Source organism: Streptomyces pratensis (assembly GCF_016804005.1).
Classification (GTDB): Bacteria; Actinomycetota; Actinomycetes; order Streptomycetales; family Streptomycetaceae; genus Streptomyces; species Streptomyces pratensis_A.
The window spans coordinates 1,736,412-1,748,962 of record NZ_CP051486.1 but is presented as its reverse complement, the minus strand read 5'-3'; the positions used below and the strand labels follow the sequence as shown (position 1 = coordinate 1,748,962).

Annotated in this window: 11 protein-coding genes and 5 tRNA genes; 3 read left to right on the top strand and 13 right to left on the bottom strand. The window is 68.7% G+C overall.

Annotated features, from left to right (window positions below; all coding sequences use genetic code 11):
* Positions 1–4: 4 nt before the first annotated feature.
* Together HED23_RS07805 and HED23_RS07800 are read right to left on the bottom strand one after the other, a co-directional pair.
* The gene (locus tag HED23_RS07805) at positions 5–1,015 is read right to left on the bottom strand and encodes an NAD(P)H-dependent glycerol-3-phosphate dehydrogenase (RefSeq protein WP_203182678.1); all 1,011 of its coding nucleotides are present in this window, start codon (positions 1,013–1,015) and stop codon (positions 5–7) included.
* Positions 1,012–1,764: a lysophospholipid acyltransferase family protein gene (locus tag HED23_RS07800; RefSeq protein WP_203182677.1), complete on the bottom strand. Its 753-nt coding sequence runs from the start codon at positions 1,762–1,764 to the stop codon at positions 1,012–1,014. Before HED23_RS07800 ends, HED23_RS07805 begins: the two co-directional genes overlap by 4 nt.
* A gap of 150 nt (positions 1,765–1,914) precedes the next feature.
* On the opposite strand from HED23_RS07800, the gene cofC reads away from it, so the two are divergent.
* Together cofC and HED23_RS07790 are read left to right on the top strand one after the other, a co-directional pair.
* Positions 1,915–2,598, top strand: a complete 684-nt coding sequence (gene cofC / locus HED23_RS07795) for a 2-phospho-L-lactate guanylyltransferase (protein WP_203182676.1) — start codon at positions 1,915–1,917, stop codon at positions 2,596–2,598.
* A gap of 10 nt (positions 2,599–2,608) precedes the next feature.
* Positions 2,609–2,812 (top strand): hypothetical protein, encoded by a 204-nt coding sequence (locus tag HED23_RS07790; protein ID WP_203182675.1) that lies wholly within the window; start codon positions 2,609–2,611, stop codon positions 2,810–2,812.
* Between the two features lie 81 nt (positions 2,813–2,893).
* Here HED23_RS07790 and HED23_RS07785 read toward each other — a convergent pair whose 3' ends face one another.
* From HED23_RS07785 to leuC, 4 genes are all read right to left on the bottom strand, one after another.
* Positions 2,894–3,529 carry an HU family DNA-binding protein gene (locus HED23_RS07785; RefSeq protein WP_203182674.1) on the bottom strand — a complete coding sequence of 212 codons (636 nt, stop codon included), beginning with the start codon at positions 3,527–3,529 and terminating at the stop codon, positions 2,894–2,896.
* Between the two features lie 142 nt (positions 3,530–3,671).
* Positions 3,672–3,899 carry a hypothetical protein gene (locus HED23_RS07780; RefSeq protein ID WP_031100634.1) on the bottom strand — a complete coding sequence of 76 codons (228 nt, stop codon included), beginning with the start codon at positions 3,897–3,899 and terminating at the stop codon, positions 3,672–3,674.
* A 104-nt stretch (positions 3,900–4,003) separates the two neighbouring features.
* Complete coding sequence (gene leuD, locus HED23_RS07775) at positions 4,004–4,597, bottom strand: 3-isopropylmalate dehydratase small subunit (protein WP_203182673.1); 594 nt, start codon at positions 4,595–4,597, stop codon at positions 4,004–4,006.
* Between the two features lie 2 nt (positions 4,598–4,599).
* A complete protein-coding gene (leuC, locus tag HED23_RS07770; protein WP_203182672.1) occupies positions 4,600–6,027 on the bottom strand; it encodes a 3-isopropylmalate dehydratase large subunit in 1,428 nt (475 codons plus the stop codon).
* A 173-nt stretch (positions 6,028–6,200) separates the two neighbouring features.
* Between leuC and ndgR the strand changes: the two genes are divergently transcribed.
* On the top strand, positions 6,201–6,917 hold the full coding sequence (ndgR, locus tag HED23_RS07765) for an IclR family transcriptional regulator NdgR (protein ID WP_033303994.1): 717 nt from the start codon (positions 6,201–6,203) through the stop codon (positions 6,915–6,917).
* Positions 6,918–7,519: 602 nt separating this feature from the next.
* Here the strand turns inward: ndgR and HED23_RS07760 are convergent.
* The 7 genes from HED23_RS07760 to HED23_RS07730 form a co-directional block, all read right to left on the bottom strand.
* A tRNA-Glu gene (locus HED23_RS07760) sits at positions 7,520–7,592 on the bottom strand.
* A gap of 20 nt (positions 7,593–7,612) precedes the next feature.
* Positions 7,613–7,684 (bottom strand) — tRNA-Gln (locus HED23_RS07755).
* Between the two features lie 10 nt (positions 7,685–7,694).
* Positions 7,695–7,767 (bottom strand) — tRNA-Glu (locus HED23_RS07750).
* Between the two features lie 60 nt (positions 7,768–7,827).
* A tRNA-Glu gene (locus tag HED23_RS07745) sits at positions 7,828–7,900 on the bottom strand.
* Positions 7,901–7,919: 19 nt separating this feature from the next.
* Positions 7,920–7,991: transfer RNA gene (locus HED23_RS07740), tRNA-Gln, on the bottom strand.
* A gap of 84 nt (positions 7,992–8,075) precedes the next feature.
* Complete coding sequence (locus tag HED23_RS07735) at positions 8,076–8,795, bottom strand: HAD family hydrolase (protein ID WP_203182671.1); 720 nt, start codon at positions 8,793–8,795, stop codon at positions 8,076–8,078.
* 88 nt (positions 8,796–8,883) lie between these two features.
* Complete coding sequence (locus HED23_RS07730; RefSeq protein ID WP_203182670.1) at positions 8,884–12,522, bottom strand: DEAD/DEAH box helicase family protein; 3,639 nt, start codon at positions 12,520–12,522, stop codon at positions 8,884–8,886.
* Between the last annotated feature and the right edge of the window lie 29 nt (positions 12,523–12,551).

The window sequence follows — 12,551 nt, the reverse complement described above, 5'->3', positions numbered from 1 at the left end:
CGAGTCAGCGTCGCTCGGGCTTGGCGCTGCGCGACATCAGCTCCTTGAGCGCGACCACCGGCGGCTTGCCCTCGTGGACGATGCCGACAACGGTCTCGGTGATCGGCATGTCGACATCGTGCCTGCGCGCCAGATCGAGCACGGATTCGCAGGACTTGACGCCCTCGGCGGTCTGGCTCGTGACGGCGACGGTCTCCTGGAGCGTCATCCCCCGTCCGAGGTTGGTACCGAAGGTGTGGTTCCGCGAGAGCGGCGAGGAGCAGGTCGCCACCAGGTCGCCGAGCCCGGCAAGTCCGGAGAAGGTGAGCGGGTCGGCGCCCATGGCGAGCCCCAGCCGGGTCGTCTCGGCGAGGCCGCGGGTGATGAGGGAGCCCTTGGCGTTGTCACCGAGGCCCATGCCGTCGGCGATGCCCACGGCGAGGCCGATGACGTTCTTCACGGCGCCGCCGAGCTCGCAGCCGACCACATCGGTGTTGGTGTACGGCCGGAAGTACGGGGTGTGGCAGGCGGCCTGGAGGCGCCGGGCGACGTCCTCGTCGGAGCAGGCGACGACTGCCGCCGCGGGGCGGCGTTCGGCGATCTCCTTGGCGAGGTTGGGACCGGTGATGACCGCGATCCGGTCCGGGGCGACCTCGGTGACGTCCTCGATGACCTCGCTCATCCGCTTGGCGGTGCCGAGTTCGACGCCCTTCATCAGGGAGACGAGGACGGTGTGGGGCTCCAGGTGCCGCGCCCAGTCGGCGAGGTTGGCACGCAGGGTCTGCGAGGGCACGACGAGGACGGCGAAGTCGGCGCCGCGCAGCGCCTCGGCGGGGTCGGTCGTCGCCCGGACCGAGGCGGGCAGCTCGACGCCCGGGAGGTAGCCGGGGTTGGTACGGGTCGTGTTGACGGCCTCGGCCACCTCGGCACGACGGCCCCAGAGGGTCACGTCGCAGCCGGCGTCGGCGAGGACCATGGCGAAGGCCGTACCCCATGAGCCGGTTCCGAAGACGGCCGCCTTTGCGGGGTGCGTCACGTCGATCCCTTTCCCTCTGCCTTGCGCCGCTGTTCAGCACGGGCCTTACGGTGATCGTAGAGCTCGGCGGGGGCCTTCTCGCCGCGTACGTCCTCGAGCTGGGCGGTGACCGCGGCCATGATGGTCTCGGTCGCCTGGCGCAGGACGTCGGGCGTCGGCTCGAGGCCGTAGTAGCGGGAGAGGTCCACCGGCGGTCCTGCCTGCACCCGGAGGGTCTTGCGGGGGAACAGGCGGAGCTTGTTCTCCGTGGCGTAGGGAGGCATCGCGAGGTTGGCTCCCCACTGGGCGACGGGGATGACCGGGGCCTTGGTCATCAGCGCGACCCGGGCGGCGCCGGTCTTGCCGGCCATCGGCCACATGTCGGGGTCGCGGGTGAGCGTGCCTTCCGGGTAGAAGGCGACGCACTCGCCCCGTTCGATGGCGTCGACCGCGGCGCGGAAGGCGTCGAGCGCGTTGGTCGTCTCGCGGTAGACGGGGATCTGTCCGGTGCCGCGCAGGATCATTCCGACGAAAGGCGTCCTGAACAGTCCGGCTTTGGCGAGGAGCCTCGGCACACGTCCGGTGTTGTACTGGAAATGCCCGTACGACAGCGGGTCCAGATAGGAGTTGTGATTGACCGCGGTGATGAATCCGCCGTCGGCCGGAATGTGTTCCATTCCCCGCCAGTCCCGCTTGAACAGAACCACCAGGGGCGGTTTCGCGATGACCGCCGCCAGGCGGTACCAGAAGCCGATTCTGCGGCGGGACACTCGGACGCCTTCCTCTAAGGAACTGAGCTGTTGCGCGGCTCGTGGCGGTGCTGTCCTGCCCCGGGCCCCTGCTGTGTGGAGAACACCGTACGCCTCACCCGTGGGGGCGGACCTCCGGGTTGTCGTACCGGCAGGCGAGAATAAGGGCTGATGTGTACGGAGGGGGAGATCGCCACGAACACCGACCCGACCGGCCTCTGGTCCCTGGTCGTGCCGCTTAAACCGCTCGCACGGGCGAAGAGCAGGCTCGGCCGGGCGGTGGGCGGGGATCTGCGTCCGCGCCTGGCCCTGGCGTTCGCGCAGGACACCGTGTCGGCCGCGCTGTCCTGCGGGGCGGTGGTTGATGTGGTGGTCGTCACGGACGATCCGGTGGCCGGGGCGGCGCTCGCCGCGCTGGGCGCGCGCACGGTGGCCGACACCCCGGCGGCCGGGCTCAACGCGGCACTGGAGCACGGGGTGCGGTGGGTGCGCGCGCGGTGCGGGGACGCGGCGGTGGCCGTGCTCAACGCGGATCTTCCCGCACTGCGGCCCGACGAATTGAATCGGGTGCTCGAATTCTCTGCGAAATTCCCCCGCGCATTTGTCGGCGATGCACAGGGAATCGGCACCACATTTCTTTCCGCGGCACCCGGGGTGGATTTGCGGCCGGCCTTCGGCGGGGCGTCACGGGCACGGCACCTGGCGTCCGGGGCCGTGGAGGTCGCGCTGCCGGGCCTCGATTCGGTCCGCAGGGACGTGGACACGGGCGACGACCTGGGGGCGGCGCTGGCGCTGGGAGTGGGGCGGTTCACCGCCGGACTGACGGCCTCGGTGATGCCTGCCGCGGACCGATAGGCTGCCACTCATGCAGGCGACCTCGTTCACGTACGACTCCGGGACCCGCACGGGCAGCGTGCTTCTCGACGACGGCACCCCGGTGGACTTCGACGCGACCGCGTTCGACGCGGGAGGGCTGCGGCTGCTGCGCCCGGGCCAGCGGGTGCGGATCGAGACCGAGGGCGAGGGCGCCTCGCTCCGGATCACCCTGGTGACGTTGCAGACGCTCTGAGCAGGCCCTGAACAGCCCGCGGGCCGGGCTCCCCGAGGGGAGCCCGGCCCGGCGCGTATGAGGTACGAGCGGTGCCCGGTCTCACTTCTTGCGTGCGGTGGCCTTCTTGGCTGTGGTCTTGCGCGCCGTGGTCTTCTTCGCGGGCGCCTTCTTAGCCGTGGCCTTCTTGGCGGGCGCCGTCTTGGCGGCGACGGTCTTCTTCGTGGCCGTCGCCTTCTTCGCCGGGGTCGCCTTCTTGGCCGCCGCGGTGGTCTTCTTGGCGGTGGTCTTCTTCGCCGCCGCCGTGGTCTTCTTCGCGGCCGCCGTGGTCTTGCGTGCCGTGGCCTTCTTGGCGGTGGCCTTCTTCGCGGCCGCCTTGGCCGTCGTGCGGGTGGAAGAACCGCCCGAGAGGCTGCCCTTGGGAGCCTTCTTGACGGAGACCTCGCCGCCCTTGGGGAGCTTCTTGGAGCCGCTCACCAGGTCCTTGAAGCCCTGTCCCGCGCGGAAGCGGGGCACGGAGGTCTTCTTGACCCGCACGCGCTCGCCCGTCTGCGGGTTGCGGGCGTACCGGGCGGGACGGTCGACCTTCTCGAACGAGCCGAAGCCGGTGACCGAGACACGGTCCCCCGCGACGACCGCACGGACGATCGCGTCGAGTACCACGTCGACAGCGTCTGCGGCCTGCTGGCGGCCGCCGACCTTGTCGGCAATCGCTTCTACGAGCTGCGCCTTGTTCACGTCTTCCCCTTCGGAGACATTGCCGGAACGAAACTGTTCAGGCTTTTTCGCACGTTAGGCAGATATATACCGCAAATCAAACACGAAACGGGCTAATCACCCTAGTGCCGCAACGAAGTCGACCGCTGCGCTGTCCGCAGAGTCAGTCACCTTCGGGGAATCGGCCCTCATCGAGGTCCTTCATCAACCGGTCCAGACGCCTTGCCGCGCCTGGGAGATCGTGCTTAGCCGCGGCCGTGACGACCAGCAGCTTCCGGGACAGCGCCATCCGTACGCCCTCCGGGACTTGCAGTGCGCGCACCTTTGCGTGCGCTTCTTTCAATCGGTCGGCGACTTGGCCATAGAGCTCGAGTTGGCTGTCGCGTTCCATGCACCGATTGTGCCATCTGGGGCGAGTTGTCGCCCGAGGGGGTCTCAACAAGCGACTGCGCCCCCTGCCGGATGACAGGGGGCGCAGTTCGGGAAAAGCGCTGCTCAGGCGTCAATTGTACGCGGCTTGTGGGACGGCCTGGCCGCCTCATAAGTCGCAATGTCCGCTTCGTTCTGAAGAGTGAGGCTGATGTCGTCCAGCCCGTTCAGCAGTCGCCAGCGGGCGTTCTCGTCGAGCTCGAAGTCGGCCGTGATTCCGTCGCCGAGGACCTGGCGCTTCTCCAGGTCGACCGTGATCTCCGCCTCCGGGTCGGCCTCCGTCAGCTCCCAGAGCGCGTCGACGACCTTCTGGTCGAGGACGACGGTCAACAGACCGTTCTTCAGGGAGTTGCCACGGAAGATGTCGGCGAAGCGGGAGGAGATGACGGCCTTGAAGCCGAAGTTCTGCAGGGCCCAGACCGCGTGCTCACGCGAGGAGCCCGTGCCGAAGTCGGGACCGGCGACCAGGACGGAGGCGCCCTTGCGCTCGGGGCGGTTGAGGACGAAGTTCTCGTCCTTGCGCCAGGCCTCGAAGAGCCCGTCCTCGAAGCCGTCGCGGGTGACCTTCTTCAGCCAGTGCGCGGGGATGATCTGGTCGGTGTCGACGTTGCTGCGGCGCAGCGGGACGGCCCGGCCGGTGTGTGCGGTGAATGCTTCCATGGTTATCGGACTCCGGCGGGCGTACGGGCGTCGGACAGATCTGCCGGCGAGGCCAGGTGGCCCAGCACGGCGGTGGCGGCGGCGACCTGCGGGGAGACCAGATGCGTGCGGCCGCCCTTGCCCTGCCTGCCCTCGAAGTTCCGGTTCGAGGTGGAGGCGGAGCGCTCACCGGGGGCGAGCTGGTCGGGGTTCATGCCGAGGCACATCGAGCAGCCCGCGTGCCGCCATTCGGCCCCGGCGGCGGTGAAGACCTTGTCCAGGCCCTCCTCGACAGCCTGCAGGGCCACCCGGACGGAACCCGGGACGACCAGCATCCGCACACCGTCGGCGACTTTGCGGCCGTCGAGGATCGAGGCGGCGTTGCGCAGGTCCTCGATGCGCCCGTTGGTGCAGGAACCTACGAACACCGTGTCCACGTTGATCTCACGCAGCGGCTGTCCGGCGGTCAACCCCATGTACTCCAGGGCCTTTTCGGCCGCGTGGCGCTCCGAGGCGTCCTCGTACGAAGCGGGGTCGGGGACGTTCGCCGACAGGGGCGCCCCCTGGCCGGGGTTGGTGCCCCAGGTGACGAACGGCGCGAGCGCGGCACCGTCGATGACGACCTCGGCGTCGAAGACGGCGTCGTCGTCGGTGCGCAGCGTCTTCCAGTACTCCACCGCCACGTCCCAGTCCTCGCCCTGGGGAGCGTGGTCACGGCCCCGCAGGTAGTCGAAGGTGGTCTCGTCGGGGGCGATCATGCCCGCGCGGGCGCCGGCCTCGATCGACATGTTGCAGATGGTCATCCGGGCTTCCATCGAGAGCTTCTCGATGGCTGAGCCGCGGTATTCGAGGATGTAGCCCTGGCCGCCGCCGGTGCCGATCCGGGCGATGATGGCCAGGATCAGGTCCTTGGCCGTGACGCTGTCGGGGAGTTCGCCCTCGACGGTGATCGCCATCGTCCGGGGACGGGCCAGCGGCAGCGTCTGGGTGGCCAGGACGTGCTCGACCTGGCTGGTGCCGATACCGAAGGCCAGCGCTCCGAAGGCGCCGTGGGTGGAGGTGTGCGAGTCACCGCAGACGACGGTGGTGCCGGGCTGGGTCAGGCCGAGCTGCGGGCCGACCACGTGCACCACGCCCTGCTCGACGTCACCCAGCGGGTGCAGCCGGACGCCGAAGTCCGCGCAGTTCTTGCGCAGGGTCTCCAGCTGGGCGCGGGAGACCGGGTCGGCGATCGGCTTGTCGATGTCGAGGGTCGGGGTGTTGTGGTCCTCGGTGGCGATGGTGAGGTCGAGACGCCGCACCGGGCGGCCGGCCTGGCGCAGACCGTCGAACGCCTGCGGGCTGGTCACCTCGTGCAGCAGGTGCAGATCGATGAAGAGGAGGTCGGGCTCGCCATCGGCGCGCCGGACGACGTGGTCGTCCCAGACCTTCTCCGCGAGTGTCCTACCCATCGCTTTCCCTCCGGCCGGCGTCTTCGCCGGCCCAACTAGAGATTCGGGTGCCGCCGTCCGGACCCCCGAGCGGGACAGTGGCTGCGGGCCGTTGTACGACCGCATGTACAGGTTCGCAACTTCCGGGGAAAATTGAACTTGCGTTTCACAGAGTGAGACGCGAGTATCGTCGTATGGACAACTCTAGCGGCGTCGGCGTTCTCGACAAGGCAGCTCTGGTATTGAGCGCCCTGGAGTCCGGTCCGGCCACCCTCGCCGGGCTGGTCGCGGCGACAGGGCTCGCACGACCCACGGCACACCGGCTGGCCGTGGCACTCGAACACCACCGCATGGTGGCGAGGGACATGCAGGGCCGTTTCATTCTCGGCCCCCGGCTCGCGGAGCTCGCGGCCGCGGCCGGCGAGGACCGCCTCCTGGCGACGGCCGGACCCGTACTCACACATCTGCGCGACATCACCGGCGAGAGCGCGCAGCTCTACCGCCGGCAGGGCGACATGCGGATCTGCGTGGCGGCGGCGGAGCGGCTGTCCGGACTGCGGGACACCGTGCCGGTCGGCTCCACCCTCACGATGAAGGCGGGTTCCTCCGCGCAGATCCTGATGGCCTGGGAGGAGCCGGAGCGTCTGCACCGGGGCCTGCAGGGGGCCCGCTTCACGGCGACGGCCCTTTCCGGCGTACGGCGGCGGGGCTGGGCCCAGTCGATCGGCGAGCGCGAGCCGGGCGTCGCCTCGGTCTCGGCCCCGGTCCGCGGGCCGTCGAACCGGGTGGTCGCCGCGGTGTCCGTCTCCGGCCCGATCGAGCGGCTCACCCGCCACCCGGGCCGGATGCACGCGCAGGCCATCATCGACTCTGCGGCACGACTGAGCGAGGCCCTGCGCCGCACGGGCTGATCCCTGCGCCGCACGGACTGATCCCTGCGCCGCACGGGCTGATCCCTGCGCCGCACGGACCGGGACCCGAGCCGCGCCTCCTCGATCCGAGCCACGCAGCCTGGACCCGAGCCGCACGGGCCTGAACCCGCGCCCACACCGACCGCTCCACCCTTCCCCCGCCTCTCCCGAGGCCGCCCCAACGCCGTGGCGGCCCTCTCATCCCGGCGCCTGCTCCCGGAACCTCCGGTGCCCACTCCCCGGACGCGCGCGATGCGCCAGGCGGTCCACCGCCGCCCCTCTTCCCGGCCGGCCGCCACCATTCCCGCCCCTGCCCAACTCCTCCGGCACGCGCGGGAGTCGCCACGAGGACCGGCAGCCGGTGACCCACATCTCACCGGCGGGCGCCCCGCGCCCCGATGCTGTCGAAGGCCCGCGCGATGTGACGCGCCTCGCCCAACAGGCCCGTCCCGCCCGGGAGGTGACCCCGCAGGGCATGGAGGCACCGAAGGTGCCGGAGCAATTCCCCACGGAGGCCGCACAGATGGGGCACAGCGGAGGAGCCGGAGCGCATGCGAAAGGCCCTCCACCGAGGTGAAGGGCCTTGCCGTACTGCTGTGTTGTACCCCCGACCGGATTCGAACCGGCGCTACTGCCGTGAGAGGGCAGCGTGCTAGGCCGCTACACAACGGGGGCGTGGTTACTGCTGACTTGCGCTGGGCTACCAGGACTCGAACCTAGAATGACGGTACCAGAAACCGTAGTGTTGCCAATTACACCATAGCCCATGGTGTGGAGTACCCCCGACCGGATTCGAACCGGCGCTACTGCCGTGAGAGGGCAGCGTGCTAGGCCGCTACACAACGGGGGCCCTAGCGATCCTGCATCGAGTACGTGGGTGCGACCCATACGTTCTCGCGGGAAGGATCTGTACCCCCGACCGGATTCGAACCGGCGCTACTGCCGTGAGAGGGCAGCGTGCTAGGCCGCTACACAACGGGGGCTTGTTACTTCGGTCTTGCGCTGGGCTACCAGGACTCGAACCTAGAATGACGGTACCAGAAACCGTAGTGTTGCCAATTACACCATAGCCCACTGAAACACAACCCCTGAGGGTCTGTTTCTGTCTGCGCTTCCCGGCCGGATCTTTCGGCCCGCTCGGGCGGCGCAGGAAGAACATTACCTGAAGGTGTCCGGCGCTCCAAAACGGGTATCGCCCGCCAGCAGCCCGGGAAGCTCGTGCAGACCCGTGATCCGCAGAAGCTCGGGCCGCCCGCCCCGCCCTTCGCGGTCCAGCCAGATCCCCGTCAGCCCGGCGGCCACCGCGCCGCCCGCGTCGATGTCGGGTTCGTTCCCCACGTACGCCACCTCGTGCGGGTCGAGCTCCATGACCTCGCAGGCGGCGTGGAAGGCACCCGCGTCCGGCTTGGAGATGCCCAGCTCGACGGCGCACACCACCGCCTCGAAGCGGTCCCGCACTCCCAGGGCACGCAGTTTGCGGTCCTGGTTGTGGATGCTGGAGTTGGACAGGACTGCGTGGCGGAAGCTTGCTGCCAGCCGGTCCAGGACCGGCACGGTGTCCGGGAAGAGCGCCCACGCGGCCTCGTAGTGGACGGCGTGCCGGCCGAACCAGTCGTCGGCCTCGGCCTCGCTCAGCCGCCGCCCGAGGAACGCGCACACGCGCTCGCGGCGCTGCCCCTGGAAGTCGAGCTCCCCGGCGGCGAAACGCGCCCACTGGACGTCCGTGATGGCCTTCCACGCGTCGAGGGCCTGCTCCAGGTTGGCGTATCCCTCGGGAAAGCCGTCCTGCTCCAGGTGCTTGCGCATGCCGGTGCGGTCCGCCCCGGAGTAGTCGAAGATCGTGTCGTCGATGTCCCAGAGAACCGCTCGGATCGGCATGCCGGCCAGATTACCGGCAGATCCCCCGCATGCCGACGGGGTGGCACGCCCCGGCTCGGGCGGCCACCCCGTCGTGTGAAGAGGAACGCTACGCGGCGAGCATGGTGGGCTTCGCTGTGCTTTGCAGGCCGATGAAGATGATCTTCAGGTCATCGATCTGCTCAGGGGAGAACAGATCATCCGGTCCGCCAGGCGCGCATTCATGGAAGGGGCTGCCGACTTCGTACAGGTCCCCGAGGTCGAGCACGCCACGCTTGGTGACGACGTCGACGATCAGCGTGATGAAGTCCAGCTGGGTGGCACTCAGCTGTTTGCCCACGATGAAGCCCTCGAGTGCCCTCTGAGCCGCCTGCCGGTCGAGTCCGCACAGGGTACGGACGAACAGACCGAGCCCACCCGTGGCGCGCACATCATCCAGATCTTCCGGCGAGGCCACCGCTTCGGCGAGGAAGATCTCTTCGAGCCCGGCCAGGTCGACGTCTGTGATCTGCTCGTTGTGACGCAGCTTGCGGACGGCCGGTTGGTCCTCGTGACGCAGCAGGTAGGCACGGGCCTTCTGGCGGAACCTGTGCTCGTCCGTGCCTGTAGGCATGTCCTTTATCTCCGCCTCGGAGATCTCGCCGAACTCGTCCTCGAAGTCGGTGTAGACGATCTTCCGCTTGGCCTTGGCGTCAACCAGCTTGGTCAGCCCTCGCAACCTTCTGCGCAGGTCTTCCAGCATCGGCAGAGTGACGTCCTGCCACCACTCCTCGCTCGCCGCCGCCTCCAGCAGCTCCAGCTGTTCGGCGACCGCCGGAATATTCGTCTTCCCGAGCAGGTCCTCCGCGATGTCACGGACCTTCTGGCGCAGCTTGGCGTACTCCTTGCCACCGTCCAGCGCCGCGAGCTGCAACCGGAACGCGATCAGGTCGAAGCGCTTGGCCTCCTCGCGGGTCTCGTCGGCGTCCGGTTCGTGGTCACTGGGCAGGCCGAGCAGCTTCTCGCGGACCGCGTGTTCGGCGTCTTCGTCGATGCGGTGCCAGGTCCGGAAGTCGGAGAACGTCTCGATCTCACGGCGGTGCGGCCGTACCAGGAAGTTGTCCAGGTTCATCCCGGCAACGGTGGCGTGGAGGCGGTGGGCCAGGGCCCACCGGACAGACGGCTCGGACGCAATGGCATCGGGGCCGCCGTCGCGCGCCGGGTCCGGCTGCTGTCGGCGGTCGAGGCTGCGCAGCAGATCGAGCTGCAACCCGAGCAGGCGCTCACTCAGGGCGGGCGCCTGACGGGCTTCGACGCCGGCGAGATCGCTGTTGAAGAAGTCGATGTTTCCGCAGAAGTCGAAGACCCGGAAGTTCTGCTTGGCGTGGTCGGGGTCCTTCTCGTCCGGCCCGAAGAGGGCTGGACGCAGACGGGTACCGCGGCCGATCATCTGCCAGAACTTGGTCTTGGAGAAGACGGGCTTGGCGAAGACCAGGTTTACGACCTCCGGCACGTCGATGCCGGTATCCAGCATGTCGACGGAGATCGCGATGTCGGGCTCCTTGCGCGCTGCGGAGAAGTCCTCGATGAGGGACTGGCGGTAGCTCTCCTTGTAAGTGATCACACGCGCCTGGTGGCCAGCACCCTTGGGGTAGTTGGCGTTGTACCGGGCTTCGATGAACCGGGCGTGCTCGTTGTTCCTCGCGAAGACGATCGTCTTGCCGATGCGGTCGCCGCCCTCGACCCGGTGGCCCTGCGTGACCAGGACTTCCAGCATCTTGTCGACGGTGTCCTCGTTGAACAGAACTCTGTTCATCTCATGGCGGCTGACAGCGTCCGGCTTCTCGCCGTCCTCGGACCACTCCTTGGCATCCCATTCGGCCTTCTCCTCCTCGGAGAGGTCGTCATAGCGAATGCCGTGCTCCATGAACTTCAAGGGCACTTTCACGGCGTTCGGCGGCACGAGATACCCCTCGCCCACCGCCTCGTCCAGGCCGTACGAGTCGGTGGGGACGCCGTCCTCCAACTGGAACAGCTTGTACGTGTTGCGGTCGATCTCGTCCTTCGGTGTGGCGGTCAGGCCGAGGAGGAGCGAGTCGAAGTAGCGGAAGATCGCGCCGTACTTCGCATAGACGGAACGGTGGGCCTCGTCGATGACGATGAGGTCGAAGTAGCCGGGACCGAAGCGTCGGCGACCCGCACTGTCCGTCACGTCGATCTGGTTCATCATCGTCTGGTAGGTGGAGACGAAGACGTGTGCCGATGCGGACTTGTCGTCCAGGAGACTGGCGACGGGTGTGTTCGGGAGATGCTCCTTGAAAGCCTTCATCGTCTGGATGACCAGGGCCTCGCGGTCGGCGAGGAACAGCACACGCTGGGCCCAGCCGGCCTTCTTCAGCTGGTCGACGAGGGCCACGGTGGTACGGGTCTTGCCGGTACCGGTCGCCATGACGAGGAGGGCCTGGCGCTGGCAGTCGCGCTCGTACGTCTCGCCGACGCGCTTGATGGCGCGCAGCTGGTACGGGCGCCCGGCAATCTTCTCGTTCACCGGGGTGGTCGTCAGGGAGAGACGGCCCGCGCGCTGCCGCACATGCCAGTGGAGCTGGTCGTGGGTGAGGAAGCCCTGAACCCGACGGGGCGGGTAGCCCAGGCCGTCGTCCCAGAGGTAGGTCTCGTAGCCGTTGGTGTAGAAGATCACCGGGCGGCGGTTGAACTCGGCCGTGAGGGCGTCCGCGTACAGCTTGGCCTGCTGCTGGCCGTCGCGGGGGTCGCGGCGGGTGCGCTTGGCCTCGACGACGGCGAGGGGCTTGCCGTCCGCGCCCCACAGGACGTAGTCGACGTAGCCGTTGCCCGAGGTCGTCTGCATGCCGGTCACCGGGCGCTCGACGGTGAACTTGCCCGCCGGGTCGTTCCCGGTGGGCGCCCGGTCCCAGCCGGCCTCCTTGAGGAGGAGGTCTATGAACGTGTCGCGAGTGGCTGCCTCGTCGTAGTCGTGGGTGTCCTGGACCTTCTGGTTCGCTGCCTTGGCAGCGGCGACCTGCGCCTGGAGTTCGGCGAGCTGGGCGGCGAGGGCTTCGCTCGCGGCGCGGGCCTTGCCGAGCTCGTCCGCCTGCTGCTGGTAGCGCTTCTGGTCCTCCTCCGCCTGCTTGCGCAGCTCCGCCTGCTTCTTGAGACGGGCCTCGGGAGAGAGCGGGCGCGGGATGGCGGTGGAGTCGAACTCCATGCCCGCGGTGGGGAGGTCGTGGGCCTGGCCCGTGTAGGTACGGGCGAACCAGTAGAGCGAGTGGAACAGCTCACGCAGGCTCGAGACGGCGGCCTGCGGGGTTACGGGAGCCTGCTTGTGGACCGCGTGGTTGCCTTGGCGGCGGATGATGTCCATCTTCGCGTGCACGGCCGGCCCGACGAGCGTACGGAACGACGGCTCGTGGAGCATCGCGTTGAGGTCCCTCTTGTACGGGACCCTGAGCGAGGTGTCCTTGTCGTACATCCAGTGCACGGCCAGTTCGATCGCCCGACGGGCGTAGAAGCAGGCGGCCCGTGGGTCGGCGTAGGTGAGGCGTTCTGCGCGGCTGGCTTCTTCGTAGAGGGCCGGCCACTCAGCCTTGAGGAACGCGAAGTTCCCTGCGGGGCCGGCGATGTGTCGGGCGGCGGACTCCTCTGGCGACCGACGTGCCCTCGGAGGGCCCGGAGTGGGGCGCGGTCCCGGCTTGGGCGGACTCGCCTCACCGTTGCTGCCGCCGATGCCGTCGTTCCCTTGGTTACTGACCATCGCTGTGGCGCCCCTCTCCCCTGTTCCGG

Excerpts from the sequence above, each read along its gene's own strand:
- leuC (WP_203182672.1), bottom strand. The coding sequence starts at position 6,027 with ATGGGTAGGACACTCGCGGAGAAGGTCTGGGACGACCACGTCGTCCGG.
- HED23_RS07730 (WP_203182670.1), bottom strand. The coding sequence starts at position 12,522 with ATGGTCAGTAACCAAGGGAACGACGGCATCGGCGGCAGCAACGGTGAG.
- HED23_RS07790 (WP_203182675.1), top strand. The coding sequence starts at position 2,609 with ATGCAGGCGACCTCGTTCACGTACGACTCCGGGACCCGCACGGGCAGC.
- HED23_RS07780 (WP_031100634.1), bottom strand. The coding sequence starts at position 3,899 with ATGGAACGCGACAGCCAACTCGAGCTCTATGGCCAAGTCGCCGACCGA.
- ndgR (WP_033303994.1), top strand. The coding sequence starts at position 6,201 with ATGGACAACTCTAGCGGCGTCGGCGTTCTCGACAAGGCAGCTCTGGTA.
- leuD (WP_203182673.1), bottom strand. The coding sequence starts at position 4,597 with ATGGAAGCATTCACCGCACACACCGGCCGGGCCGTCCCGCTGCGCCGC.
- cofC (WP_203182676.1), top strand. The coding sequence starts at position 1,915 with ATGTGTACGGAGGGGGAGATCGCCACGAACACCGACCCGACCGGCCTC.
- HED23_RS07735 (WP_203182671.1), bottom strand. The coding sequence starts at position 8,795 with ATGCCGATCCGAGCGGTTCTCTGGGACATCGACGACACGATCTTCGAC.